Source organism: Streptomyces roseus (genome assembly GCF_001044425.1).
Lineage (GTDB): Bacteria > Actinomycetota > Actinomycetes > Streptomycetales > Streptomycetaceae > Streptomyces > Streptomyces roseus.
On the sequence record NZ_LFML01000161.1, the window covers coordinates 51845 to 76743 of the forward strand.

Below are 24899 nucleotides of genomic sequence, written 5' to 3' on the forward strand. Positions count from 1 at the left end.
CCCGCCACGGCCAGCAGCAGCCCGCCCAGCACCAGCCCCATGCCCGGGAGCCCGAAGGCCTCGGCGAGCAGGCTGCCCACCACCGGCCCGCAGGCCGTGCCCAGCGATGAGGCGGCGCCCGCGAACACCGCCCAGCGGCCGCGCGGATCCAGGGCCGCCGCGAGGCCGATCAGGTACGAGAGGACGACGGGGTAGACCGCGTTCCACAGGATCTCCCCGGCGGCGAAACCGGGGAGCCCGTCCGCGGACGCGGTCAGCACCACGCAGCCCGCGATGGCCGCCGTGCCCGCCCCGATCGGGACGGCCCGCCCCAGCCGCGTGCCGAATGCCGAGGCGCCCGTGACCCCGACCAGGCCCGCGCCCAGCGCCACCGCGAAGACGACGCCCAGCGTGGCCTCGGAGAGCCCCGCCTGCTCGGCGCCGATCCGCCCGCTGACGCCCCACAGGGCCTCCTGGGTCAGCGACCAGAACAGCAGGCAGCCCGCCAGCACCGCCCCGGCGCGCGGGTACGGCGGCCGCCCGGCGCTCCGTACGGCGGCCGGACCGGGACGGCTCGCCCCGCCGAGGCGGCCGGTGGCCGGCCAGGCCAGCGCCGCGACCAGGGCGATGGCCGCGAACGGCAGCCCGTGCCCGCCGCCGAGGTGCGGCAGGGTCAGGTACAGGGCCCCCGCGGTCGCCGAGACCGACAGCAGCCCGACCGAGGAGATCCGGTGCGGATCACGGTGTCCGGCGATCCCGGCCGCCGCCACGGCGGTGGCGCTGCCGGAGCCGAAGCCGCCGACCACCACGCCCGCGACCACGAGCGGGACCAGCGTGGTCGAGGCCGCCGTGCCGTAGCCCAGGACGGCGAGCAGCAGGCCGAGCCGTGCCAGGGGGCGCGGTCCGCGGCGCGGGATCCGGGAGGCCAGGGTGAATCCGGCCGTGGCGGAGCCCAGCAGCAGGGCCGTGCCGACGAGCCCGGCCTGGGCGGGGCTCAGCGGGAGGTGGGCGTCGAGGCGTCCGACGACGGTGGGGAGCAGATAGGGGGCGACGTACCCGGCCGTGAAGAGGGCCACCAGGGGCCAGGCGGCGGGCGGCGCGGGGGTGGTGTCGGACACGGCTCTTCCCGGTGATGCGCAGGTGGGGCGGGATTTCCGCGAGGCCGCGGGCCCCTTGTCTATCAAGTGCTCCGCGACCCGGAGAAGAGCGCCACGAGAGTGATGTGCGCCACACTGTGTTTTGGCCCTGCCCGGGGCGGGCAAGGTTGCCAGCTTTCCCCCGCATGCCCGCGTGCGGAAACGAGTCTCAGCACCAGAGCCGGGAGTACACCGTGACCAGTCGGGACAGCCGCACCAGCCGCAGCGCAGACCTGGACGCGCTCGACAGCGCAGCCGCAGACCTCGACCCGCTCGGCCCCCTGCGGGACCCCCTGGAGCCGGGCTTCGACGTCTACCTGACCGGCACGGTCTTCCTCGACATCATCTTCACCGGCCTCGACTCGGCCCCGGTGCGCGGTACGGAGTCCTGGGCGCGCGGCATGGGCTCCAGCCCCGGCGGAGTGGCCAACATGGCCACCGCCCTGGCCCGGCTGGGCCTGCGCACCTCGCTGGCGGCCGCGTTCGGCGACGACCACTACGGCGAGTATTGCTGGGACGCGCTGGAGCAGGGCGAGGGCATCGACCTGTCGAGTTCGCGGACCGTACCCGGCTGGCACAGCCCGGTCACCGTCTCGATGGCGTACGAGGGCGAGCGCACGATGGTCTCGCACGGCCACGAGGCCCCGCCCCCGGCGGGCCCCGGCCCCTTCCCGCAGTGCCCGCCGCGCACCCGGGCCGCCGTGGCCTCGCTGGCGCGGGGACGGGCGGAGCCGTGGATCGCGGAGGCGGCGCGCCGCGGGGCGCGGATCTTCGCTGATGTGGGGTGGGACGAGAGCGGCCGCTGGGACTTGGCGGCCCTGCCGGACCTGGAGCACTGCGAGGCCTTCCTGCCGAACGCGGGGGAGGCGATGCGGTACACCCGGACCGACTGTCCGAGAGCCGCGGCCCGGGCACTGGCGGAGAAGGTGCCGGTCGCGGTGGTGACGATGGGCGCGGAGGGCTCGTACGCGGTGGACGGGCGGACCGGGGAGACGGCGGAGGTCCCCGGCATCGCGGTCGAGGCACTGGACCCGACGGGGGCGGGGGACGTCTACGTGGCGGGGTTCGTCACCGGCAGCCTGGCGGGGTGGCCGCTGGCGGACCGGCTGGCCTTCGCGGGGCTGACGGCGGCCCTGTCGGTCCAGGAGTTCGGCGGCTCCCTGTCGGCGCCGGGGTGGCCGGAGGTGGCCCACTGGTGGCGCACCGCCCCCGAGGACCTGCGGCCGCGCTACGGGTTCCTGGACGCGCTGGTCCCGCCGGGCGGCGAGCCGGCCCTGCGGCGCCGCGCGGTCCCGACCATCGGCTTCCGGCACCCCGTCTGAGTCCGGCGCGCGAACGGGCGGAGGCGGGTGCGGGGCGGGTGAGGGGCGGGGGGTGAGGGGCGGGTGCGGGGCGCGGTGGAAAACCCCTCGGGGACGGCGCGGCGGAGTCGTACCCTTGGTACTCCGGAGGTCGTCGATCGGCGCGGCCCCTCAGCGGGAGGTATGTGCAGGCCACAGTGCCGGCCCATGACTCAGACACCCACAGCCCAGAACCCGGCGCCGGGGCAGGCGCGAGCCCACTTCACCGTTCCGGCCACGCATCCGATGGTCGCGGTGCTCGGCTCTGGTGACGCCCTGTTGCGCGTGATCGAGAAGGCCTTCCCGAAGGTGGACATCCACGTCCGGGGCAATCAGGTCAGCGCGACCGGAGGCGCGGCGGAAGTCGCGCTGATCCAGCGCCTGTTCGACGAGATGATGCTGGTGCTCCGCACCGGGCAGCCGATGACGGAGGACGCAGTGGAACGCTCGATCGCCATGCTCAAGGCGAGCGGCAACGGCGACGGGCCGGACGAGACCCCGGCGGAGGTGCTCACCCAGAACATCCTCTCCAGCCGCGGCCGCACCATCCGCCCCAAGACCCTCAACCAGAAACGGTACGTCGACGCGATCGACAAGAACACGATCGTGTTCGGCATCGGCCCCGCCGGTACCGGCAAGACCTACCTCGCCATGGCCAAGGCGGTCCAGGCCCTGCAGTCCAAGCAGGTCAGCCGGATCATCCTGACCCGCCCGGCGGTCGAGGCGGGCGAACGCCTCGGCTTCCTCCCGGGCACGCTCTTCGACAAGATCGACCCGTACCTGCGCCCGCTGTACGACGCCCTGCACGACATGATCGACCCGGACTCGATCCCGCGCCTGATGGCGGCGGGCACGATCGAGGTCGCACCGCTGGCGTATATGCGGGGTCGCACGCTTAATGAGGCGTTCGTCGTGCTCGACGAGGCGCAGAACACCACCGCCGAGCAGATGAAGATGTTCCTGACCCGGCTCGGGTTCGACTCGAAGATCGTCGTGACCGGTGACATCACGCAGATCGACCTGCCGGGTGGCGCCAAGAGCGGTCTGCGGGAGGTCCAGAAGATCCTGGAGGGGGTCCCGGACATCCACTTCTCGCGGCTCACGTCCGAGGATGTCGTCCGGCACAAGCTCGTCGGCCGTATCGTCGATGCGTACGAGAAGTACGACGACAGCCAGGACGCCCAGCAGTCCCGGAACGGCTACCAGCGGAAGTAGAACCCAGCGCACCATGTCGATCGACGTCAACAACGAGTCCGGAACCGAGGTCGACGAGCGGGCGATCCTCGACATCGCCCGCTACGCGCTCACCCGGATGCGGATCCACCCGCTGTCCGAGCTCTCCGTCATCGTCATCGACGAGGACGCCATGGAGCAGCTCCACATCCAGTGGATGGACCTGCCCGGACCCACCGACGTCATGTCCTTCCCGATGGACGAGCTCCGTCCGCCGGCGAAGGACGAGGAGGAGCCCCCGCAGGGCCTCCTCGGCGACATCGTGCTCTGCCCCGAGGTCGCCAAGAAGCAGGGCGAGGAGGCCCCGACGCAGCACTCCATGGACGAGGAGCTCCAGCTCCTGACCGTCCACGGGGTGCTGCACCTGCTCGGGTACGACCACGAGGAGCCGGACGAGAAGGCCGAGATGTTCGGCCTCCAGGCGGCGATCGTCGACGGCTGGCGCGCCGAGCGCGGCATGACCGGCCCGTCCCCGGCCCCGACCGTCTCGTGACCGCCCCGCAGCTGATCACCGGCGCGGTGCTGCTGGTGGTGGTGGCCTGGTTCGCGGCGTGCGCCGAGTCCGGCATCGCCCGGATCTCCGGCTTCCGTGCCGAGCAGGCCGTACGGGAGGGCCGGCGCGGCAGCGCGAAGCTGGCGCAGGTCGCCGCCGACCCCACCCGCTACCTCAACGTGGCGCTGCTCGTGCGGGTCACCTGCGAGATGGCGGCCGGCGTGCTCGTCACGTACGTCTGCCTCGACGAGTTCGGCGACAACTGGAAGGCGCTGCTCGTCGCGATCGCCGTGATGGTGCTGGTGTCCTTCGTGGCCGTCGGGGTCTCCCCCCGCACCATCGGCCGCCAGCACCCGCTCAACACGGCGACGGCCGCCTCGTACGTCCTGGTCCCGCTCGCCCGCGTCATGGGACCCATCCCGCAGCTGCTGATCCTCATCGGCAACGCGCTCACGCCCGGAAAGGGCTTCCGCAAGGGGCCGTTCGCCTCCGAGGCGGAGCTGCGCGCGATGGTCGACCTGGCGGAGAAGGAGTCTTTGATCGAGGACGAGGAGCGCCGGATGGTGCACCAGGTCTTCGAGCTGGGCGACACGCTGGTGCGCGAGGTGATGGTGCCGCGCACCGACCTGGTCTGCATCGAGCGGTACAAGACGATCCGTCAGGCGACCACGCTGGCGCTGCGGTCGGGCTTCTCGCGCATCCCGGTCACCGGGGAGAACGAGGACGACATCGTCGGCATCGTGTACCTGAAGGACCTGGTCCGCAAGACCCACATCAGCCGGGAGGCCGAGGCCGACCTGGTCACGACCGCGATGCGGCCGGCGGTGTTCGTACCGGACACAAAGAACGCGGGGGATCTGCTGCGCGAGATGCAGCAGGTGCGCAACCACGTGGCGGTGGTCATCGACGAGTACGGCGGCACGGCGGGCATCGTCACCATCGAGGACATCCTGGAGGAGATCGTCGGCGAGATCACCGACGAGTACGACCGCGAGCTCGCGCCCGTCGAGGAGCTGGGCGAGGACCGCTACCGGGTGACCGCGCGCCTCGACATCACCGACCTCGGCGAGCTGTTCAAGGTCGAGGACTACGACGACGAGGACGTGGAGACGGTCGGCGGCCTGCTCGCCAAGGCGCTGGGCCGGGTGCCGATCGCGGGCGCCTCGGCGGTCGTGGAACTGCCGGACGGGCGGCCGCTGCGGTTGACGGCCGAGTCCCCCGCGGGCCGCCGGAACAAGATCGTGACGGTGCTGGTGGAGCCGCTGGCCCCGGCGCCCGGCGAGGACGGGGAGGGCGCGGCGTGACGCCGGCGGAGCTGCGCGCGTTCTGCCTGGGGTTCAACGCGGCGGTGGAGGAGTTCCCCTTCACTCCCGAGACCTCGGTCTTCAAGGTGCTGGGCAAGGTGTTCGCGCTGAGCGCGCTGGACGCGGATCCGCTCAAGGTCAACCTCAAGTGCGAACCGGAGCTGGCGGTGCGGCTGCGGGAGGAGCACGAGGCGATCGTGCCGGGCTGGCACATGAACAAGCGGCACTGGAACACGGTGACGGTCGGCGCGCTGCCGGACGCGCTGGTGCGGGAGCTGGTCGAGGATTCGTACGACCTGGTGGTCGCGGGTCTGCCGAGGGCGGAGCGGCTCCGGCTCGACCGCCCCTGAGGGGTGGAAGCGCAGACGGGGCGAGCGCCTCGGCGGGGCCGTCGTGCGGCCGCGCCGAGGCGCTCCCTATGCTTTCGCCCATGACCGACAGCACCGGGATCACCCCCGAGGACAGCAAGATCATCACGCTGGCGCGCAGCGCCCGGGCCCGCAACGGGGTGCCCGAGGGCGCGGCGGTGCGGGACGAGACCGGGCGCACGTACGTCGCCGGGACGGTGGAGCTGGCCTCCCTGAAGCTGAGCGCGCTGCAGACGGCGGTCGCGATGGCGGTGGCGAGCGGTGCCGAGTCCCTGGAGGCCGCGGCCGTGGTCAGCGCGGCGGAGACGGTCGCCGACGCCGATCGCGCGGCGGTCGGCGACCTCGGCGGGCCGGCCACCCCGGTCCTGCTGGCGGGCCCGGACGGCACCCTCAAGTCCACGACGCCGGCGGGCGCCTGACCTCACGGCGGCCCGCGGCGGCCCGCGGCCGCCCCGGTCACGCCGTGAGGGCGGCGGGGCGGCGCCGGATCACCATCGCCATCAGGGCCGCCATCGCGCACATCGCGCCCGACGCGTACCAGACCAGGTCGTAGCTGCCGAAGGCGTCGCGGGCCAGACCGCCCAGGAAGGCCACCAGCGCCGCGCCCACCTGGTGCGAGGCCAGGACCCAGCCGAAGACGATCGCGCTGTCCTCCCCGTAGTGCTCGCGGCACAGCGCGATGGTCGGCGGGACGGTCGCGACCCAGTCCAGCCCGTAGAAGATGATGAAGAAGACCATCGGCGGGTGTACGGACGGCGCCAGCAGCATCGGCAGGAGCATCAGCGAGACGCCGCGCAGCGCGTAGTACACCGCCAGCAGGCGGCGCGCCTCGAAGCGGTCCGTGAACCAGCCCGAGGCGATGGTGCCGATCACGTCGAACACGCCGATCACCGCGAGCAGCCCGGCGGCTGCCGTCACCGGCATGCCGTGGTCGTGCGCCGCCGGTACGAAGTGGGTCTTGACCAGCCCGTTGGTCGAGGCGCCGCAGATCGCGAAGGTGCCCGCCAGCAGCCAGAACGGGCCGCTACGGGCCGCCTTGAAGAGCACCGTCACCGCCCGCCGCGCCGCCCCGGGGGCCGGTGCGGGCTTCTCGGCGTAGCTGCCCCCGTACGGCGCGAGCCCCACGTCGGCCGGGTGGTCGCGCAGCAGCAGCCAGACGAACGGGACGACCGCCAGCGCCGCCAGCGAGACCGTGACGGCCGCCGGACGCCAGCCGTGGTGCACCACCAGCCAGGACAGCAGCGGCAGGAAGATCAGCTGGCCGGAGGCGCCGGCCGCGGTCAGGATGCCGGTGACCAGCCCGCGCCGGGCGGTGAACCAGCGGTTGGTCACCGTCGCCGCGAAGGCCAGTGCCATGGAGCCGCTGCCGAGGCCCACCAGCACGCCCCAGAACAGCACCAGTTGCCAGGAGGCCGTCATCCACACGGTTGCCGCCGTGCCGCCGGATATGACCAGCAGGGCCAGCGCCACCACCTTGCGGATGCCGAAGCGGTCCATGAGCGCCGCGGCGAAGGGCGCCGTGAGCCCGTAGAGCGCGAGGTTCACGGAGACGGCGAAGCCGATCGTGCCGCGCGACCAGTCGAACTCCTCGTGCAGCGGCTCGATGAGCAGTCCGGGCAGGGAGGCGAAGGCGGCGGCGCCGATGATCGTCACGAAGGCGACGGCCGCCACGGACCAGGCGCGGTGCAGGCGGCCCGGGGGGTTCGGGGCGGAGGCCGGGGGAGCGGGGGCGGGGGCTGCGTCGGAGGCTGTCTGTGTCACGCCGCCAGCTTCCGGCCGTCGGGCCCCCGTACGACAGTGGCCTGACCGACACCCTTCGATACGATCGGGCCATGGCCCCTCATCGTGTCGTCGTCCTCGCGCTCACCGGGCTGCTGCCCTTCGAGCTCGGCATCCCGCACCGGATCTTCGGCCGCGCCAAGGATCCGGCCGGTGCGCCGCTGTACGAGATCCTCACCTGCGCCCTGGCCGCCGGGCCGGTCCGCACGGACGCCGATTTCGCGGTCCACGTCGAGCACGGCCCCGAGCTGCTGGCCACCGCCGACACCGTGGTCGTGCCCGCCTCGTACGAGCTGGGGCCGGTGTACGAGGAGGGCCGGCTGACCGGCGTACTCGCCGCCGCGCTCGCCCGTATCCGGCCCGGGACGCGGCTGGTCTCCATCTGCACGGGCGGGTACGTCCTGGCCGCCGCCGGGTTCCTGGACGGCCGCCCCGCCACCACCCACTGGGCGCACGCCGAGCACTTCCAGGGGCTCTTCCCGGACGTCCGGGTGGACGCGGACGTGCTGTACACCGACGACGGGGACGTGCTGACCTCGGCGGGGGTCGCCGCCGGCATCGACCTGTGCCTGCACATCGTGCGCCGCGACCACGGCGCGGCGGTCGCCAACGACGTGGCCCGGCGGACCGTCGTACCGCCGCACCGGGACGGCGGGCAGGCCCAGTTCGTCGACCGCCCGGTACCGCAGCCGCAGTTGGCCAGCACGGCGGCGGCCCGCGCGTGGGTGCTGGAGCGGCTGCACGAGCCGGTGCGGCTGGTGGACCTGGCCCGGCAGGAGGCCATGTCGGTACGGACGTTCACGCGCCGCTTCCGGGAGGAGGCGGGGGTCAGTCCGGGGGAGTGGATCGTCGGGCAGCGGGTGGAGCGGGCCCGGCGGCTGCTGGAGAGGACGGAGCTGCCGATGGAACAGGTGGCGCGGGAGACGGGTTTCGGGACGGCGCAGTCCCTGCGCAAGCACGTGCAGGCGGCGTTGGGGGTGAGTCCGACGGCGTACCGGCGCACGTTCCGCTCGGCCGGCGGGCAGGGGGAATCCGCCCCCTCCTGATGGGTCATCAGTTATTGCCGTTCCCGTGCCTTGACTTCTCCCGCCGCCCGCTCGTGAATGGCCCCCTGTCGGCGCGAGGGAACCCAGGGGGCGGGCCGTGCGAACACGGGCGGGCAGCAGCAGGAGATGGTCGGCGGCCCTGGGCGTGGCCGCGCTCGCGGCGACGGCCGGGGCAGCGCCGGGCCCGCCCGCCGCCGCCGAATCCCCGGCGCCCTCAGGCCAGGTGGAGTTCCCGACGCGGTGCCTGCCGCCGCAGGAGGCCGCTTCGGCACCCGCCGAGGGACCGACCACGGCGCGGATCACCGTGGACGATCCGGCGCCCGAGGTGGGGAAGACGGTCACCGTGACGTACCAGGTGACCCGGACCCCCGCCGTGAACCCGCTCGCCGGCGCCCTCCCGGCCGATGTGCTGACCCCGACCGGGCGGATCCTGCTCGGCGGTGCGCAGAGCGGCGAGGTCACCGTCGTGGGGGCGCGGCGCAACGACCCCGTCCGGGCGGGGGCGGAGCTGCCCGCCGTCACCATGACCGGCACCTTCACCGTCACCGCGCCGGGCGGGATCACCCTCGCCCCGGGCGGCTACACGCTCCACACCAGCCACCTGCTGGACCTGGACACCACCTGCACCGCCACCGGGGCGCCGGTGTCCGCACGGATCACCGCGAGCCCTCCCCCGGACACCGCGGAGGGGACCCCGGCCCCGGCCGACCCGCGCGCGGTGGCGCCCGGCGCGGCCCCCGGGACACCGGGAGCGGCCGCCGAGGTCACCGGCGCGGGCTCCGGCCCGGGCGCGGCGGCCACGCGGGAGGTGGTGGCGGCGCCGGCGGCGGACCCGGGCGCCCTGTCGCTGACCCAGAGCGGCGCCTCGGTCACCCTGGCCGCGCTCCCCTACGGGGCGGGCGGCGCGGCCCCCGGCCGGATCGGGACGGTCACGGTCGAGGACGCCCGGGGCGGAACCAGGGGTTGGTCGCTGATGGGCAGGGTCACGGCCTTCACGGGTCCGGGCGGCGCCGCGATCCCGGGCGCCTCGCTGAGCTGGACCCCGACCTGCACGGCCGCGCCGGGCAGCGCGAGCCGGTGCGCGGCGGGCAGGGCGGGGGCGGTCGGACCGGAGGGGGCCGTGCTGGCTTCCGTACCGGACGCCGCTTCGGTGGGCGGCACCTTCACCATCGACGCGGCCGTCACCCTCACGCTGCCGCCGTACACCCCGCCGGGCGCCTACCGGGCGGTCCTGACCCTGACCCTCTCGTGACCCTTGCGGCCCCGCTCGGGGCGGACTGGTCGGCGCCGGGACCCGCATCGGGGAGAATGGCCCGTATGAGCGATCGTTCCCCCGAGTCCACCAGCCCGCACCGTGCGGGCTTCGCCTGCTTCGTCGGCCGCCCCAACGCGGGGAAGTCGACCCTGACCAACGCACTCGTGGGCACCAAGGTCGCGATCACCTCCAACCGGCCGCAGACCACCCGCCACACCGTCCGCGGCATCGTGCACCGCCCCGACGCCCAGCTCGTTCTCGTCGACACGCCCGGCCTGCACAAGCCGCGCACGCTCCTCGGCGAGCGGCTGAACGACGTCGTGCGCACCACCTGGGCCGAGGTCGACGTGATCGGCTTCTGCTTGCCCGCCGACCAGAAGCTGGGCCCCGGCGACAAATTCATCGCCAAGGAGCTCGCGGGGATCAAGAAGACCCCCAAGATCGCCATCATCACCAAGACCGACCTGGTCGAGTCCAAGCAGCTGGCCGAGCAGCTCCTGGCCGTGCACCAGCTCGGCGCCGAGCTCGGCTTCGAGTGGGCCGAGATCGTCCCCGTCTCGGCGGTCGGCGACAGCCAGGTCCAGCTGCTGGCCGACCTGATCGCGCCGCTCCTGCCCGAGAGCCCGCCGCTGTACCCGGAGGGCGACCTCACCGACGAGCCCGAGATGGTGATGGTCGCGGAGCTGATCCGCGAGGCCGCGCTGGAGGGCGTACGGGACGAGCTCCCGCACTCCATCGCCGTCGTGGTCGAGGAGATGATCCCGCGGGAGAACCGCCCGGCCGACCGCCCGCTGCTGGACATCCACGCGAACGTCTACATCGAGCGGCCCAGCCAGAAGGGCATCATCATCGGCCCGAAGGGCTCCCGGCTGAAGGAGGTCGGGATGAAGTCGCGCAAGCACATCGAGGCGCTGCTCGGCACCCCGGTCTTCCTCGACCTGCACGTCAAGGTCGCCAAGGACTGGCAGCGCGACCCCAAGCAGCTGCGCAAGCTGGGGTTCTGAGGCGCGCGCTCCCGCGCCGCCGCAGCAAGACGCACGGCCGCGGTCCCCGCTCGGGGGCCGCGGCCGTGCGTCGTCCTGCCGTCCGCCGGGGCCGTCCCCGGGGCCGTCCGCCGGGCGGTCCGTCGTACCGTCCGGCTACGCGGGCCGGCGCACCCGCACCACGTTGTCCGTACGGTGCCCCGGGGTCCCGTCGGGCTGCGCCTGGACCCGCTCGGTCTCCTCGGCGCGCAGCACCTCCCAGCCCGCCGTGACCGGCTCCAGCTGTGCGAGGACCTCCTCGGGGGTGGGGAAGTGCGCCTCTTCCCGGTCCTCCTGCCACGGCGCCCACCCCGCGTGGCCGACCACGAGCAGGGTGCCGCCGGGGGCCACGGCAGCGGCGGCCCTGCGCAGGACGGCGTCTCGCGGGAAGTCCCCGTAGTTGTGCAGAAAGCAGGCCGAGACGAGGTCGAACTCCCCCTCGGGGAAGGACTCGGTCAGATCGTGCCGTGCGAAGGAGACCCGCTCCCCGACCCCGGCGTCCGCCGCGTGCTGCGCCGCCCGGCCGAGGGCGACTCCGGAGATGTCGGTCCCGGTGACGGTCCACCCGCGGCGGGCCAGCCAGACGGCGTCGCCGCCCTCCCCGCAGCCGAGGTCCAGGGCCCGGCCCGGGGCGACGGCGGACACCTCGTGCACCAGCACGGCGTTGGGCTCGCCGCTCCAGATCCGGTCGCTCTGCGCGTAGCGGCCGTCCCAGAACTCCTCTCCCGCCGGCGGCCCGGCCGCCGGGTGGTGCTGCGTGTGAGTGTGGGTGTGCGCGTGCTCGGTCATGGGTTCCTCTTCCCGTACGGGTGCCGGTACGGGCGATGCTCCGCCCGGCCCGCCCGTCCGGGCAAACCCTGTTGCCGTTCCGGCAACGCCGCTCAGGCGCCCTCCTTCAGCAGCCGGGAGATCAGCGACCGCTGGGCCTGCGTGAGGTCCGGCTCCCGGCAGGAGACGGTCCGGCCGTCGACGGTGATCCGGTACGAGAACCCGTCCCGGATCCGGTCCGAGCCCGGGGAGGGCGGGACGGGCCGCAGCGCCAGCAGGGCCAGGGCCTCCCACTCCTCCTCGTCGGACCGGCCCGAGGTGTCCACCTCGGCCCGGCGCTCGATGCCCGCGAAGCCGCCCGTCCGCACCACCAGAATCCGCATGCCCTGCGTCCTACCCCAGGCCGACCGTCGACCACGCCTTCTGGAGGGCCTGGTGCTCCGCGCCGCCGTCCCCGTACCGGGCCACCGCGGCCGCCACCGACAGCCGGGCGAAGTCCTTGAAGTCCGCGTCCGAGGCCAGTTCGCCGCCCGTCAGCGTGTCGTACCAGATCCGCCCGGCCCGCTCCCAGGCCTTGCCGCCGAGCTCGGTCGCCACCAGGTAGAAGGCGTGGTTGGGGATGCCCGAGTTGATGTGCACCCCGCCGTTGTCCCGCGAGGTCTTCACGTAGCCGTCCATCGTCGCCGGCTGCGGGTCCTTGCCGAGCTCGTCGTCGTCGTACGCCGTGCCCGGCGCCTTCATCGAGCGCAGCGCGACCCCGCTGACGTCGGGTCCCAGCAGGCCGGCGCCGATCAGCCAGTCCGCGTCCTGGGCCGTCTGGTCCAGCGAGTACTGCTTGATCAGCGAGCCGAAGACGTCGGACATCGACTCGTTCAGGGCGCCCGACTGCCCGTGGTAGTCGAGGTTCGCCGTGTACTGGGTGACCCCGTGGGTGAGTTCGTGCCCGATGACGTCGATCGACACGGTGAAGTCGAGGAAGATGTCCCCGTCCCCGTCGCCGAACACCATCTGCTGCCCGTCCCAGAAGGCGTTGTTGTAGTCCTGCCCGTAGTGCACGCTCGCGTCCAGGGCCAGCCCGGCGTCGTCGATCGAGTGCCGGCCGAAGCCCTTCAGGAACAGCTCGTACGTGGCGCCGAGCCCCGCGTAGGCGCGGTTGACGGTGGCGTCGCCGCTCGCCCCCTCGCCCTCCCCGCGCACCTTCTTCCCGGGCAACCGGGTGCGGTGCTGGGCGTCGTAGACGGTCCGGCTGGGCTCGTCGGAGACGGGCGTCCCCGCGGCGGGGGCGATCCCGCGCAGGGTGGTGACGCTGCGCCGGGTGCGCAGCAGGGCGTCCTGTTCGAGGGTGCGCTGGGCGGCGTCGGCGCGCGGGAGCCGCTCGGACCGGGCGATCCTGTCGAGAAGGTGGGGCGGGACCACCGTGCAGAACACGGGGTGGCGGGAAACGTGGGAGGCATCCATCCCGGCAATGTGGCAGTGGGTCATCATCCTGTCACTACCTGCAACCATGATTCATTCGGTTGTCTGAAAGCGGTCACGCCGCGTTGACGGATCGGCCGGACCTGTATCGGCGAAAGCGATTTAACTCACAAGAGGTGCAAATCGGACAGGCCGGTCCCGCATACTGAAACAGGTCCTCGCGATACGGCGCGGCTCGGTTAGGCTCGGCCCATCATGCGTTTCGGGCTGCTTCTCCTTAGCTGCCGCGGCGAGGGTCTGTAGTCGTAGGCCGACCCCCTCCCCGCGGAGTTTGGTGTTGCGGTTTTTACGACCGCCGTCGGCCGTCCCAGCGAACTACACGCGGACACGCGAGGAGCCCAACGCCATGAGCCAGCAGCCTTTTGTCGGTCGCCCCACGCCCATCACCAACGCGACCCACACCCAGAAGACCTCCGGAATGCCGATCCACAAGTACGGCCGGTACGAGCAGGTCGACATCGCGGACCGCACCTGGCCGGACGCCCGCGTCACCAAGGCCCCCCGCTGGCTCTCCACCGACCTGCGCGACGGCAACCAGTCGCTGATCGACCCGATGACCCCCGCCCGCAAGCGCGAGATGTTCGACCTGCTGGTGCGCATGGGCTACAAGGAGATCGAGGTCGGCTTCCCCTCCTCCGGCGATACCGACTTCGCCTTCGTGCGTTCCATCATCGAAGAGGGCGCGATCCCGGACGACGTCACCATCTCCGTACTGACCCAGGCCCGCGAGGACCTGATCGAGCGGACCGTGGAGTCGCTGGTCGGCGCCAAGCGCGCCACCGTGCACCTGTACAACGCGACCGCCCCCACCTTCCGCCGGGTCGTCTTCCGCGGCTCCAAGGAGCAGATCAAGCAGATCGCCGTCGACGGCACCCGCCTGGTCATGGAGTACGCCGAGAAGCTGCTGGGCCCGGAGACCACGTTCGGCTACCAGTACAGCCCGGAGATCTTCACCGACACCGAGCTGGACTTCGCCCTGGAGGTCTGCGAGGCCGTCTGTGACGTGTGGCAGCCCTCCGAGGGCCGCGAGATCATCCTGAACCTGCCCGCCACCGTGGAGCGTTCGACGCCCTCCACGCACGCGGACCGCTTCGAGTGGATGGCCCGCAACCTGACCCGCCGCGAGCACATCTGCATCTCCGTACACCCGCACAACGACCGCGGCACCGCCGTCGCCGCCGCCGAGCTGGCCCTGATGGCCGGCGCGGACCGCATCGAGGGCTGCCTGTTCGGCCAGGGCGAGCGCACCGGCAACGTCGACCTGATCACGCTGGGCATGAACCTGTTCTCGCAGGGCATCGACCCGCAGATCGACTTCTCGCAGATCGACGAGATCCGTCGCACCAGCGAGTACTGCAACCAGATGGAGGTCCACCCGCGCCACCCCTACGCGGGCGACCTGGTCTACACCGCCTTCTCCGGCTCCCACCAGGACGCCATCAAGAAGGGCTTCGACGCCATGGAGGCCGACGCGGCCGCCCGGGGCAAGACGGTCGACGACATCGAGTGGGCGGTCCCGTACCTGCCGATCGACCCGAAGGACGTCGGCCGCTCCTACGAGGCCGTCATCCGGGTCAACTCGCAGTCCGGCAAGGGCGGCATCGCCTACGTCCTGAAGAACGACCACAAGCTGGACCTGCCGCGCCGCATGCAGATCGAGTTCTCGCGGATCATCCAGGCCAAGACCGACGCCGAGGGCGGCGAGGTCACGCCGAAGGCGATCTGGGACGTGTTCGCGGACGAGTACCTGCCGAACCCCGAGAACCCGTGGGGGCGCATCCAGCTGCGCTCCGGTTCGACGGCCACCGACAAGGACGGCACCGACACGCTGACCGTCGAGGCGGTCGTGGACGGCGTGGAGACGGTCCTGAACGGCACCGGCAACGGTCCGATCTCGGCCTTCTTCGACGCCCTGGCCGGCATCGGCGTCGACGCCCGCCTGCTGGACTACAGCGAGCACACGATGAGCGAGGGCGCATCCGCCGTCGCCGCCTCGTACATCGAGTGCGCGATCGACGGCCGCGTCCTGTGGGGCATCGGCATCGACGCCAACACCACCCGCGCCTCCCTGAAGGCGGTCATCTCCGCCGTCAACCGCGCCGGCCGCTGACCCCTCGTACGAGAGCCCCGTCCCTCCCCGCGGAGGGGCGGGGCTCTCGGCGTCCGCTCCGTACGGATGGTGCCGGCTGCCACCGCGTTGACCCGGATCCCGCGCCCCGCCCGCTCTCCGGCCGGGTGCCCGGTCGGCCCCGCCGCGCGGAGCCCGGCGGGGGCGCAGTTCGGCCAAGTCCCCCGGAGCGGCGCAGGTTGTCTTGTCACACGACTGACGGATCCTCACCGATGTGGCTAACATCACGCCAAGCCGGCGATGCTGCCGGACGGTGACGGAGGTGCGACGTGCTGCCAGTTCGGGGTGGGGACGGCCGGAAGCTGACGGTCTGGGGCATCCGTACCACCTGGAGCACCGTGGGTGACGGGGAGTTCTTCTGCCCCGACTGCGGTGGCGACCGCAACTACCGCCGGCGCACAGGGCGCCGCCGGTTCACGGTCCTCGGCGTCCCGCTGCTGCCGCGCGGAGCGGCCGGGCCCGTCATCGAGTGCCAGGGCTGCCGGGAGCGCTTCGAGACCGAGGTCCTCGACCACCTGACGACCACCCGCTTCTCGGCGATGCTGCGCGACGCCGTGCACACCGTGACGCTGGCGGTGCTGGCCGCCGGCGGGACCGCCTCGCGCGGAGCGCTGGAGGCCGCCGTGTCGGCCGTACGGGCGGCGGGCTTCCAGGACTGTACGGAGGAGCAGTTGGAGTCCCTCGTGGAGGCGCTGGCCACCGACGAGGGCCGGCTCGGGCTGTACGACGTACCCGAGTGCTGCGGCGCCGCGCTGGCGATCGAGCTCCACGAGGTCCTGGAGCCGCTGGCGCCGCATCTGGCCGGGCCCGGTCGGGAATCGATCCTGCTCCAGGGCGCCCGGATCGCCCTCGCGGACGGCCCGTACACCCCGGCCGAGCGCGAGGTGCTCGCGACGGTGGGCGCCGCGCTGCGGATCGCCTCCGAGGACGTGACCCGTCTGCTGTCGGCGGTCCGTGCTCCGTAGTCCCTGACCGAAACCGCCTCGGTACGGGCTCGGTACGGCTTCGGTACGGCCTCGGTACGGGCTCGACGGGCCCTCGGCGCGGTAACGATCCGGCCTCGCGCGGCTGAATCCTCCCTCCTCCACGCCCGGCGTGAAGGGGGGAGTCGTGCGTTCCGGCACCGGCCGTCCACCCCTTGGACACCCGCGCGCAGCCGTGACCTGCGCCTACGCGGTTCGCGGCGGCCGGCATTACGCCCCTGCGGAGACATCCGCCAGTGGAGATACCCACAGACCTGACGTCTCCAGACGTCAACACTTTGTGGAAGTCCACGATATCTGTGAGCACCCCCACAGGCGTTCAATTCCGGTCACACGACGAGACGCCGCCGGTAACACAGCGGGGCTTCGATTCACGTGAACGCACTGACAACCCTGGCGAACCAACGGGATAGCGACCCACTTCGCCCAGGGATAACCAGATTCCTCTCGTTTACCTACCTCTTGAAGGGCAAGGCAGAGATGGCACGTGTCGCCGTCCGGTTCCCCGTCAGCGGAGAGCCCAGCACGCACCCGGTCGACGAGGTGCTCCCCCTCCCCAAGCTGGCGCTGTACGGCTTCCAGCACGTACTCGCGTTCTACGCCGGTGCGGTGATCGTCCCGATCATCGTGGGCGGTGCCCTCGGCCTGACCACCGAGCAGCTGGTCTACCTGATCAACGCCGACCTGTTGACCTGCGGCATCGCCTCGATCATCCAGGCGTGGGGCATCGGCCGGATCGGCGCCCGCCTGCCGCTGATCCAGGGCGTCACGTTCACCGCGGTCTCCCCGATGATCGCCATCGGGCTCGGAGCCGGCGGCGGCACGGCGGGCCTGCTCGTCATCTACGGCGCGGTCATCACGGCCGGCATCGCGACCTTCGCCTTCGCCTGGCTGCCCCCCAAGGCCTTCCGCGCGGTCATGAGGCTCTTCCCGCCGGTCGTCACCGGCACGGTCATCACCGTCCTCGGCATCGTCCTGATCCCCGTCGGCCTCAACGACGCCGCGGGCGGCCTCGGCAGCCCGGGTTTCGGAGACCCGAAGAACTTCGCGTACGCCGGCGGGACGATGCTCTTCATCCTCGTCCTGATGAAGCTCGGCAAGCCCTTCCTGTCCAGCATCGCGATCCTGCTCGGCCTGGTCGGCGGCACCGTGGTCGCCTTCCTGCTCGGCGACGCCAAGTTCGGCGACGTGGGCAACTCGGACTGGATCGGCATCACCACCCCGTTCCACTACGGAGCGCCGAAGTTCGCCTGGTTCCCGATCCTGCTGATGCTCATCGTCATGCTGATCACCATGGTCGAGACGACCGGTGACACGTACGCCGTCGGCGACATCGTCGGCAAGGAGATCGACAGCGAGACCGTGGCCCGCGCCCTGCGCGCCGACGGGGCCGCGACCGCCCTCGGCGGCGTCCTGAACTCCTTCCCCTACGTGGCCTTCGCCGAGAACGTCGGCCTGGTCCGCATGACCAAGGTCAAGAGCCGCTTCGTCGTGGTCGCCGCGGGCGTCTTCATGATCGTGCTGGGGCTGATCCCGAAGGCCGCCGCGATCGTCGCCGCTGTCCCGCACGGAGTGCTCGGCGGCGCGGCGACGGTGATGTTCGCGATGGTGGCGCTGGCCGGTATCCAGACCCTGGCCAAGGTCGACCTCAAGGAGGAGAAGAACGCGCTGGTCGTGGGCGTCTCGCTGGCCTTCGCCCTGTTGCCGGCCACCGTCCCGGTGCTCTTCAAGGACCACATGGACGCGGACCTGTCCTCGCTCCTCAACAGCGGGGTGACGCTCGGCGCCACGGCCGCGATCGTACTCAACCTGATCTTCAACGGCCTGGCCAAGGACGATGCGCACGGCGCCGTGACGGCCGCCGTGCCCGCCCAGGCGGCGGCCCCGGACGCCCCGGAAGCCGCGGCCGAGGCGCCCGCCGACGCCGACGCCGACGCGGACGCGGACGCGGAGACGGTGGCCGAGGCCGCCGTCGGTTCCGCCGTCAGCACGGCGCCCGCCGTCGCCGTGAAGGCCGGCGCGGACGAGGGGGCCGCGCCCGCCTCCTGACCCTCCCGAGGGGCGATGGCCCTCCGTCCGGACCGGTGTCCGGGCGGAGGGCCGTGCGCCGTGCCCGGGCAGGCGACAATGGGCGCATGAGTCTGTTCCGCGACGACGGCATCGTGCTGCGCACCCAGAAGCTGGGTGAGGCGGACCGCATCATCACGCTCCTCACCCGCGGCCACGGCCGGGTGCGGGCCGTCGCCCGCGGGGTGCGGCGTACGAAGTCCAAGTTCGGCGCCGGGCTGGAACCTTTCTCCCACGCCGACGTGCAGTTCTTCGCGCGAGGCAGCGAGCTGGTCGGCCGCAGCCTCCCGCTATGCACCCAGACCGAGATCATCGCCCCGTACGGCAACGGCATCGTCATCGACTACGCCCGGTACACCGCCGCCACCGCGATGCTGGAGACCGCCGAGCGGTTCACCGAGAACGAGGGCGAGCCCGCCGTACAGCAGTACCTGCTGCTGATCGGCGCCCTGCGCACGCTCTCGCGCGGCGAGCACGAGCCGAACCTCATCCTCGACGCGTTCCTGCTGCGCTCCCTCGCCGTGAACGGCTACGCGCCCAGCTTCACGGACTGCGCGAAGTGCGGGATCCACGGCCCCAACCGGCACTTCTCGGTCGCCGCGGGCGGGGTCGTCTGCGGTGACTGCCGCGTCGCCGGCAGCGTCGTACCCTCGTCGGAGGCCATCGCCCTGCTCAGCGCGCTGCTGACGGGCGACTGGGGGCATGCGGACGCCTGCGAGGCGCGGTACGTGCGGGAGGGCAGTGGGCTCGTCTCCGCCTATTTGCACTGGCATCTGGAGCGCGGGCTACGCTCCCTGCGATACGTCGAGAAATAGGAGCTGGACACATGGCACGACGCGGGATTCTGGGGCGCTCTCGCCGGGAGTACAAGGTTCCCGAGCCGCACCCGTCCGGTGAGCGTCCGCCGAAGATCCCCGGCGAACTCGTCCCGAACCACGTCGCGGTGGTCATGGACGGCAACGGCCGCTGGGCCAAGGAGCGCGGCCTGCCCCGCACCGAGGGCCACAAGGTCGGCGAGGGCGTCGTGCTCGACGTGCTCAAGGGCTGCCTGGAGATGGGCGTCAAGAACCTCTCCCTGTACGCCTTCTCGACGGAGAACTGGAAGCGCTCGCCCGACGAGGTCCGCTTCCTGATGAACTTCAACCGCGACGTCATCCGGCGCCGCCGCGACGAGATGAACGAGCTGGGCATCCGCATCCGCTGGGTCGGCCGCATGCCGAAGATGTGGAAGTCGGTCGTCCAGGAGCTCCAGGTCGCCCAGGAGCAGACCGTCGACAACGACGCGATGACCCTGTACTTCTGCGTGAACTACGGTGGCCGCGCGGAGATCGCGGACGCGGCGCAGGCGATCGCCCGGGACGTGGCCGCGGGCCGGCTGGACCCGTCGAAGGTCAACGAGAAGACCTTCGCGAAGTACATGTACTACCCGGACATGCCGGACGTGGACCTGTTCCTGCGGCCGAGCGGCGAGCAGCGCACCTCCAACTACCTGTTGTGGCAGAGCGCGTACGCCGAGATGGTCTTCCAGGACGTGCTGTGGCCGGACTTCGACCGCCGCGACCTGTGGGCGGCCTGCCTGGAGTACGCCCAGCGCGACCGCCGCTTCGGCGGCGCCGTCCCGAACCAGCCGGAGCCGGGCCCGAAGGCCTGACCGGCCTGCCCGGCCGGTGGCCGGTGGGGCAGGCGGGGGCCGAGGCGGCAGGGGAGAAACCCTCGCCCGGCCCCGGCCGGGCCCATGCCGCCCGGGGGCCGGGCTTCCGGGGGGAGCCGGCTCGACTAGGCGGAGGCCGAGGCTGCGGCGCAGTCGGCGCAGGTGCCGAAGATCTCCACCGTGTGGGCGACGTTCACGTAGCCGTGCTCCGCGGCGATGGACTCGGCCCACTTCTCCACCGCCGGGCCCTCCACCTCGACCGCCTTGCCGCACTTGCGGCAGACCAGGTGGTGGTGGTGGTCCCCGGTGGAACAGCGCCGGTAGACCGACTCCCCGTCGCTGGTGCGCAGCACGTCCACCTCACCGGCGTCGGCGAGCGACTGGAGGGTGCGGTACACGGTGGTCAGGCCCACGGAGTCGCCGCGGTGCTTGAGCATGTCGTGCAGTTCCTGGGCGCTGCGGAACTCGTCCACCTCGTCCAGTGCCGCGGCGACGGCTGCCCGCTGCCGGGTGGATCGTCCTCGTACTGGCGCGGTATTCATCTCGCCAGGCGCAGTCGCCACCGGTTCCTCCTCGTATCGGCCTCGGCCCATTGTGCCAGGCGGCCGCAGCGCCCAGGCCGCCCTAGACCTTCACATCATCGCGCGTGCAGACCTCTTCGGCGGCGCGGGCCGCGTTCGCCCGGCGCCTGGCCAGGGGGGTGGACACCGCGGTCATCACCATGAAGACCCCGATGGCGAGCAGCACGATCGTGCCGCCCGAGGGGGCGTCGATGTAGTACGTCAGGGTCGTGCCGGAGAGCGAGACCAGCACGCCGATCACCATGGCCACCGTCAGGGTCGCGGTGAACCCGCGCGTGACGCGCTGCGCTGCCGCGACCGGGATCACCATCATGGCGCTGACCAGCAGCAGGCCGACGATCCGCATGGCCACGGTGACGGTGACGGCGGCGGTGACCGCGATCAGCAGGTTCAGGAAGCGCACCGGCAGGCCGGTGACGCGGGCGAACTCCTCGTCCTGGCAGACGGCGAACAGCTGGCGGCGCAGTCCGAGGGTGACGGCGATGACGAAGGCCGCGAGGATCACGACGGCCGTGACGTCCTCGGCGGAGACCGTGGTGATCGAGCCGAAGAGGTAGCTGGTCAGGTTGGCCGTCGAGCCGCCCGGGGCCAGGTTGATGATCATCACTCCGCCGGCCAGGCCGCCGTAGAAGAGCATGGCGAGGGCGATGTCGCCGCTGGTCTTGCCGCGGGAGCGGATCAGTTCCATGCCGACCGCGCCGATCACCGCGACCAGGGTCGCCGTCCACACCGGGCTCGCGTTGAAGAGGAAGCCGAGCGCGACGCCGGTCATGGCCACGTGGCCGATGCCGTCGCCCATCACGGCTTGGCGGCGCTGGACGAGGTACGTGCCGATGGCGGGGGCGGTGACGCCGACCAGGACGGCCGCGAGCAGGGCCCGCTGCATGAAGGCGTAGTGGAGGAGTTCCATCAGCTCAGCAATCCCGTCCGGAGCGGCTCGGCGTCGTGCGCCGCGTGGGGGTGTACGTGGTCGTGGCCGGGCAGGGCGTGCTGCCCCACGGCCTCGGGCGGCGGCCCGTCGTGGACGACGCAGCCGTCGCGCAGGACGACGGCGCGGTCGATCAGCGGCTCCAGCGGGCCCAGCTCGTGCAGGACGAGCAGGACGGTCGAGCCGGCGGCGACCTGCTCGCGCAGGGCGCCCGCGAGGACCTCCTGGTTGGCGAGGTCGACGCCGGCCATCGGCTCGTCCATGATCAGGAGTTCGGGCTCCACCGCGAGTGCCCGCGCGATGAGCACGCGCTGGTGCTGGCCGCCGGAGAGGGCGTTTACGGAAGCGTCGGCGTACTGGCTCATGTCGACGAGGGCCAGGGCCCGCTCGACGGCCGCCTTGTCGGTCCTGCGCAGGATGCCGAATCGGGAGCGGGCGAGCCGGCCCGAGGAGACGACCTCGCGGACGGTGGCCGGGACCCCGCTGGCGGCGGTGGTGCGCTGCGGGACGTACCCGATGCGCGACCAGGCGCGGAAGCGCTTGAAATCGGTGCCGAACAGGGCCAGCGCGCCGTCGGAGAGCGGTACCTGTCCGACGATCGCGCGCACGGCCGTGGACTTGCCGGAGCCGTTGGCGCCGAGCAGGGCGACGACCTCGCCGCGCCGGACGGTGAGATCGACGCCGCGCAGCACGGGGCGCGAGCCGAGCGAGGCCGTGGCCCCGCGCAGGGATATGACGGGCTGGTCCGCTGCCTCCGCGGGCTGTGACTTCATGGCACGCGCCTCCGTTACTGCCATCACTTGCTACCGAGCGCCTTCTGCAGGTTCTTCAGGTTGGACCGCATGACCCCGAGGTAGTCAGCGCCCTGGGACTTGTCGGTGATTCCCTCGAGCGGGTCGAGGACGTCGGTCTTCAGGCCCGTGTCGGCGGCGAGCGTCTTGGCGGTCTTGTCGCTGGCCAGGGTCTCGAAGAACACGGTCGAGACGTTGTCCTTCTTCGCGACGGCCTGGAGCTCCTTCATCCGGGCCGGGCTCGGCTCGGACTCGGGGTCGACGCCGGAGATGCCCTCCTGGTCGAGCCCGTAGCGCTCGGCGAGGTAGCCGAAGGCGGAGTGCGTGGTGATGAAGGTCTTCGTGGCGGTGTTCTTCAGGCCGTCCTTGAACTCCGTGTCGAGCGCGGTCAGCTTGCCGAGCAGCTCGTCGGTGTTCTTGCGGTAGTCCGCCGCGTGGTCCGGGTCGGCCTTCTCCAGGGCCGCGCCTACGCCCTTGGCGACCTCGGCGTACTTCACCGGGTCCAGCCAGATGTGCGGGTCCTCGCCGGCCTCGCCGTGGGAGTGGTCGTGGCCCTCCTCGCCCGCGGGGCTCTCCTCGCCCTCGTGGGCGTGGTCGTGGCCCGAGGAGCCGTGGACCTCCAGCCTGGTGAGCTTGGCGGCGTCGACGACGTTCTTCACGCCGGACTGGGCGACGGCCTTGTCGACGGCGGGCTGCAGGCCCTTGAGGTAGAGGACGACGTCGGATTCGCCCAGCTGCCCGGTCTGCTTCGGGGTGATCTCCAGGTCGTGCGGTTCGACGCCCGGCTTGGTCAGGGTGTCGACCTTCACGTGGTCCTTGCCGATCTGTTCGGCGAGGAACTGCATCGGGTAGAACGACGACATGACGTGCAGCTTGCCGTCCCTGCCGGTTCCGGCGGAGGCTCCGGAGCACGCGGTGAGGGCCGTGGCGCCGAGGGCTACGGCTCCGGCGAGGGCGGCGGCGGGTATGAGGCGTCGTACGTTCATGACATCCATTTTCATCAAAGATGGAAACGATTGTCAAAAACCCAGGTGGGAGGCCCGGGAGAGGCGCCCTCGAACGGGAACCGATTTGAAAGGGGGGGTGCGGGCGCCGGTAACCTAAAGCCTTCGCCGTTCGTCCTCGTAATGAAGAGAGCACCGTGGCCGCCGACAAGATCGAAACCATCGTCAGCCTGAGCAAGCGCCGTGGCTTCGTTTTCCCGTGCAGTGACATCTACGGCGGCTCCAGGGCTGCCTGGGACTACGGTCCGCTGGGTGTCGAGCTCAAGGAGAACATCAAGCGCCAGTGGTGGAAGGCCATGGTCACCGGGCGCGAGGACATCGTCGGCCTCGACTCTTCCGTGATCCTGGCCCCCGAGGTCTGGGTGGCCTCCGGCCACGTCGCGACCTTCTCGGACCCGCTGACCGAGTGCACCTCCTGTCACAAGCGCCACCGCGCCGACCACCTGGAGGAGGCGTACGAGGCCAAGCACGGTCGCCTGCCCGCGAACGGCCTCGCCGACGTCAACTGCCCCAACTGCGGCGTGAAGGGCCAGTTCACCGAGCCCAAGCAGTTCTCCGGCATGCTGGAGACCCACCTCGGCCCGACCCAGGACACCGGCTCGAAGGCGTACCTGCGCCCGGAGACCGCCCAGGGCATCTTCACCAACTTCGCCCACGTGCAGACCACCGCGCGCAAGAAGCCCCCGTTCGGCATCGCGCAGATGGGCAAGTCCTTCCGCAACGAGATCACGCCGGGCAACTTCATCTTCCGCACGCGCGAGTTCGAGCAGATGGAGATGGAGTTCTTCGTCAAGCCGGGCGAGGACGAGCAGTGGCAGGAGTACTGGATGCAGGAGCGGTGGAACTGGTACCGCGACCTCGGCATCCGCGAGGAGAACATCCGCTGGTACGACCACCCGAAGGAGAAGCTGTCCCACTACTCGAAGCGCACCGCGGACATCGAGTACCGCTTCAACTTCGGTGGCAGTGAGTTCTCCGAGCTGGAGGGCATCGCCAACCGCACCGACTTCGACCTGAAGGCGCACTCGGCCGCCTCCGGCCAGGACCTGGTCTACTTCGACCAGGAGTCCAAGGAGAAGTACACGCCGTACGTCATCGAGCCGGCGGCCGGTGTGAACCGCGCCATGCTGGCCTTCATGCTCGACGCGTACGTCGAGGACGAGGCCCCGAACGCCAAGGGCGTCATGGAGAAGCGCACCGTGATGCGCTTCGACCCGCGCCTCGCACCGATCAAGGTCGCCGTCCTGCCGCTGTCCCGCAACGCGCAGCTGTCGCCGAAGGCCAAGGGCCTCGCCGCCGACCTGCGCAAGTTCTGGAACATCGAGTTCGACGACGCGGGCGCCATCGGCCGCCGCTACCGCCGCCAGGACGAGATCGGCACGCCGTTCTGCGTCACCGTCGACTTCGACACCCTCGAGGACAACGCGGTGACGGTGCGCGAGCGCGACACGATGAAGCAGGAGCGTGTCTCCCTGGACCAGATCCAGAGCTACCTCGGCAGCCGTCTGCTCGGCTGCTAGGTCCCTGCCCGGGCCCCTGCCCGAGCGGGGTGGAACGGCCGGTGGCC

The 24899-nt window shown here is 71.8% G+C and carries 24 protein-coding genes; 15 read left to right on the forward strand and 9 right to left on the reverse strand.

The features are described from left to right. A partial coding sequence (locus ACS04_RS33320; RefSeq protein WP_048480604.1) for an MFS transporter occupies nt 1–1097 on the reverse strand: 1097 nt, incomplete at its 3' end. Between the two features lie 164 nt (nt 1098–1261). Between ACS04_RS33320 and ACS04_RS33325 the strand changes: the two genes are divergently transcribed. The 6 genes from ACS04_RS33325 (at nt 1262) to ACS04_RS33350 (ending at nt 6272) form a co-directional block, all read left to right on the forward strand. After that, the gene (locus ACS04_RS33325) at nt 1262–2437 is read left to right on the forward strand and encodes a carbohydrate kinase family protein (RefSeq protein ID WP_078865621.1); all 1176 of its coding nucleotides are present in this window, start codon (nt 1262–1264) and stop codon (nt 2435–2437) included. 186 nt (nt 2438–2623) lie between these two features. Beyond that, complete coding sequence (locus tag ACS04_RS33330) at nt 2624–3670, forward strand: PhoH family protein (protein WP_078865622.1); 1047 nt, start codon at nt 2624–2626, stop codon at nt 3668–3670. A 13-nt stretch (nt 3671–3683) separates the two neighbouring features. After that, nucleotides 3684–4181 carry an rRNA maturation RNase YbeY gene (gene ybeY / locus ACS04_RS33335; RefSeq protein WP_048480606.1) on the forward strand — a complete coding sequence of 166 codons (498 nt, stop codon included), beginning with the start codon at nt 3684–3686 and terminating at the stop codon, nt 4179–4181. Continuing rightward, complete coding sequence (locus tag ACS04_RS33340; protein ID WP_048480607.1) at nt 4178–5485, forward strand: hemolysin family protein; 1308 nt, start codon at nt 4178–4180, stop codon at nt 5483–5485. The genes ybeY and ACS04_RS33340 overlap by 4 nt, the downstream gene beginning before the upstream one ends. Then, a complete protein-coding gene (locus ACS04_RS33345; RefSeq protein ID WP_048480608.1) occupies nt 5482–5835 on the forward strand; it encodes an MmcQ/YjbR family DNA-binding protein in 354 nt (117 codons plus the stop codon). The genes ACS04_RS33340 and ACS04_RS33345 overlap by 4 nt, the downstream gene beginning before the upstream one ends. Nucleotides 5836–5915: 80 nt before the next feature. Next, nucleotides 5916–6272 carry a cytidine deaminase gene (locus tag ACS04_RS33350; protein ID WP_048480609.1) on the forward strand — a complete coding sequence of 119 codons (357 nt, stop codon included), beginning with the start codon at nt 5916–5918 and terminating at the stop codon, nt 6270–6272. A gap of 37 nt (nt 6273–6309) precedes the next feature. Here ACS04_RS33350 and ACS04_RS33355 read toward each other — a convergent pair whose 3' ends face one another. Then, nucleotides 6310–7614, reverse strand: a complete 1305-nt coding sequence (locus ACS04_RS33355) for an MFS transporter (protein ID WP_048480610.1) — start codon at nt 7612–7614, stop codon at nt 6310–6312. 71 nt (nt 7615–7685) lie between these two features. On the opposite strand from ACS04_RS33355, the gene ACS04_RS33360 reads away from it, so the two are divergent. From ACS04_RS33360 to era, 3 genes are all read left to right on the forward strand, one after another. Next, nucleotides 7686–8678, forward strand: a complete 993-nt coding sequence (locus tag ACS04_RS33360; protein ID WP_048480611.1) for a GlxA family transcriptional regulator — start codon at nt 7686–7688, stop codon at nt 8676–8678. Nucleotides 8679–8775: 97 nt separating this feature from the next. After that, complete coding sequence (locus ACS04_RS33365) at nt 8776–9930, forward strand: beta-xylosidase (RefSeq protein WP_107438779.1); 1155 nt, start codon at nt 8776–8778, stop codon at nt 9928–9930. 56 nt (nt 9931–9986) lie between these two features. Continuing rightward, complete coding sequence (era, locus tag ACS04_RS33370) at nt 9987–10937, forward strand: GTPase Era (RefSeq protein WP_048480613.1); 951 nt, start codon at nt 9987–9989, stop codon at nt 10935–10937. 135 nt (nt 10938–11072) lie between these two features. Here era and ACS04_RS33375 read toward each other — a convergent pair whose 3' ends face one another. From ACS04_RS33375 to ACS04_RS33385, 3 genes are all read right to left on the reverse strand, one after another. After that, on the reverse strand, nt 11073–11744 hold the full coding sequence (locus tag ACS04_RS33375) for a class I SAM-dependent methyltransferase (protein ID WP_048480614.1): 672 nt from the start codon (nt 11742–11744) through the stop codon (nt 11073–11075). A gap of 92 nt (nt 11745–11836) precedes the next feature. Then, nucleotides 11837–12106: a protealysin inhibitor emfourin gene (locus ACS04_RS33380; protein ID WP_048480615.1), complete on the reverse strand. Its 270-nt coding sequence runs from the start codon at nt 12104–12106 to the stop codon at nt 11837–11839. Between the two features lie 10 nt (nt 12107–12116). Beyond that, entirely contained in the window at nt 12117–13181 is a 1065-nt protein-coding gene (locus tag ACS04_RS33385; protein WP_048480616.1) for a M4 family metallopeptidase, read from the reverse strand. A gap of 364 nt (nt 13182–13545) precedes the next feature. On the opposite strand from ACS04_RS33385, the gene leuA reads away from it, so the two are divergent. From leuA to ACS04_RS33410, 5 genes are all read left to right on the forward strand, one after another. Next, a complete protein-coding gene (leuA, locus tag ACS04_RS33390; protein ID WP_048480617.1) occupies nt 13546–15309 on the forward strand; it encodes a 2-isopropylmalate synthase in 1764 nt (587 codons plus the stop codon). Nucleotides 15310–15596: 287 nt separating this feature from the next. Beyond that, nucleotides 15597–16292, forward strand: coding sequence for a TerB family tellurite resistance protein (locus tag ACS04_RS33395; protein WP_048480618.1), 696 nt, complete (start codon nt 15597–15599; stop codon nt 16290–16292). A 498-nt stretch (nt 16293–16790) separates the two neighbouring features. Then, a complete protein-coding gene (locus ACS04_RS33400) occupies nt 16791–18359 on the forward strand; it encodes a nucleobase:cation symporter-2 family protein (protein WP_167352616.1) in 1569 nt (522 codons plus the stop codon). An 86-nt stretch (nt 18360–18445) separates the two neighbouring features. After that, nucleotides 18446–19192, forward strand: a complete 747-nt coding sequence (gene recO / locus ACS04_RS33405) for a DNA repair protein RecO (RefSeq protein ID WP_048480619.1) — start codon at nt 18446–18448, stop codon at nt 19190–19192. Nucleotides 19193–19203: 11 nt separating this feature from the next. Continuing rightward, nucleotides 19204–20028, forward strand: coding sequence for an isoprenyl transferase (locus tag ACS04_RS33410; protein ID WP_048480620.1), 825 nt, complete (start codon nt 19204–19206; stop codon nt 20026–20028). A 125-nt stretch (nt 20029–20153) separates the two neighbouring features. Here the strand turns inward: ACS04_RS33410 and ACS04_RS33415 are convergent, their stop codons facing one another. The 4 genes from ACS04_RS33415 to ACS04_RS33430 all read right to left on the reverse strand — a co-directional run bounded on the left by ACS04_RS33415 (nt 20154) and on the right by ACS04_RS33430 (nt 23314). Continuing rightward, nucleotides 20154–20591, reverse strand: a complete 438-nt coding sequence (locus ACS04_RS33415; RefSeq protein WP_078865624.1) for a Fur family transcriptional regulator — start codon at nt 20589–20591, stop codon at nt 20154–20156. A gap of 61 nt (nt 20592–20652) precedes the next feature. Next, nucleotides 20653–21519: a metal ABC transporter permease gene (locus ACS04_RS33420; protein WP_048480622.1), complete on the reverse strand. Its 867-nt coding sequence runs from the start codon at nt 21517–21519 to the stop codon at nt 20653–20655. Further along, nucleotides 21519–22310 (reverse strand): metal ABC transporter ATP-binding protein, encoded by a 792-nt coding sequence (locus ACS04_RS33425; protein WP_048480623.1) that lies wholly within the window; start codon nt 22308–22310, stop codon nt 21519–21521. The genes ACS04_RS33420 and ACS04_RS33425 overlap by 1 nt, the downstream gene beginning before the upstream one ends. 23 nt (nt 22311–22333) lie before the next feature. After that, nucleotides 22334–23314: a metal ABC transporter substrate-binding protein gene (locus ACS04_RS33430; RefSeq protein WP_048480624.1), complete on the reverse strand. Its 981-nt coding sequence runs from the start codon at nt 23312–23314 to the stop codon at nt 22334–22336. Nucleotides 23315–23469: 155 nt separating this feature from the next. Between ACS04_RS33430 and ACS04_RS33435 the strand changes: the two genes are divergently transcribed. Next, nucleotides 23470–24852 (forward strand): glycine--tRNA ligase, encoded by a 1383-nt coding sequence (locus ACS04_RS33435; RefSeq protein ID WP_048480625.1) that lies wholly within the window; start codon nt 23470–23472, stop codon nt 24850–24852. The last annotated feature ends 47 nt before the right edge of the window (nt 24853–24899 follow it).

What these genes read in the sequence shown, in the direction of transcription:
- ACS04_RS33325 (WP_078865621.1), top strand. Translation starts at nt 1,262, where the DNA reads ATGCCCGCGTGCGGAAACGAGTCTCAGCACCAGAGCCGGGAGTACACC.
- ACS04_RS33330 (WP_078865622.1), top strand. Translation starts at nt 2,624, where the DNA reads ATGACTCAGACACCCACAGCCCAGAACCCGGCGCCGGGGCAGGCGCGA.
- ybeY (WP_048480606.1), top strand. Translation starts at nt 3,684, where the DNA reads ATGTCGATCGACGTCAACAACGAGTCCGGAACCGAGGTCGACGAGCGG.
- ACS04_RS33350 (WP_048480609.1), top strand. Translation starts at nt 5,916, where the DNA reads ATGACCGACAGCACCGGGATCACCCCCGAGGACAGCAAGATCATCACG.
- ACS04_RS33360 (WP_048480611.1), top strand. Translation starts at nt 7,686, where the DNA reads ATGGCCCCTCATCGTGTCGTCGTCCTCGCGCTCACCGGGCTGCTGCCC.
- era (WP_048480613.1), top strand. Translation starts at nt 9,987, where the DNA reads ATGGCCCGTATGAGCGATCGTTCCCCCGAGTCCACCAGCCCGCACCGT.
- ACS04_RS33375 (WP_048480614.1), bottom strand. Translation starts at nt 11,744, where the DNA reads ATGACCGAGCACGCGCACACCCACACTCACACGCAGCACCACCCGGCG.
- ACS04_RS33380 (WP_048480615.1), bottom strand. Translation starts at nt 12,106, where the DNA reads ATGCGGATTCTGGTGGTGCGGACGGGCGGCTTCGCGGGCATCGAGCGC.
- ACS04_RS33385 (WP_048480616.1), bottom strand. Translation starts at nt 13,181, where the DNA reads ATGGATGCCTCCCACGTTTCCCGCCACCCCGTGTTCTGCACGGTGGTC.
- leuA (WP_048480617.1), top strand. Translation starts at nt 13,546, where the DNA reads ATGAGCCAGCAGCCTTTTGTCGGTCGCCCCACGCCCATCACCAACGCG.
- ACS04_RS33400 (WP_167352616.1), top strand. Translation starts at nt 16,791, where the DNA reads ATGGCACGTGTCGCCGTCCGGTTCCCCGTCAGCGGAGAGCCCAGCACG.
- recO (WP_048480619.1), top strand. Translation starts at nt 18,446, where the DNA reads ATGAGTCTGTTCCGCGACGACGGCATCGTGCTGCGCACCCAGAAGCTG.
- ACS04_RS33410 (WP_048480620.1), top strand. Translation starts at nt 19,204, where the DNA reads ATGGCACGACGCGGGATTCTGGGGCGCTCTCGCCGGGAGTACAAGGTT.
- ACS04_RS33420 (WP_048480622.1), bottom strand. Translation starts at nt 21,519, where the DNA reads ATGGAACTCCTCCACTACGCCTTCATGCAGCGGGCCCTGCTCGCGGCC.
- ACS04_RS33425 (WP_048480623.1), bottom strand. Translation starts at nt 22,310, where the DNA reads ATGAAGTCACAGCCCGCGGAGGCAGCGGACCAGCCCGTCATATCCCTG.
- ACS04_RS33430 (WP_048480624.1), bottom strand. Translation starts at nt 23,314, where the DNA reads ATGAACGTACGACGCCTCATACCCGCCGCCGCCCTCGCCGGAGCCGTA.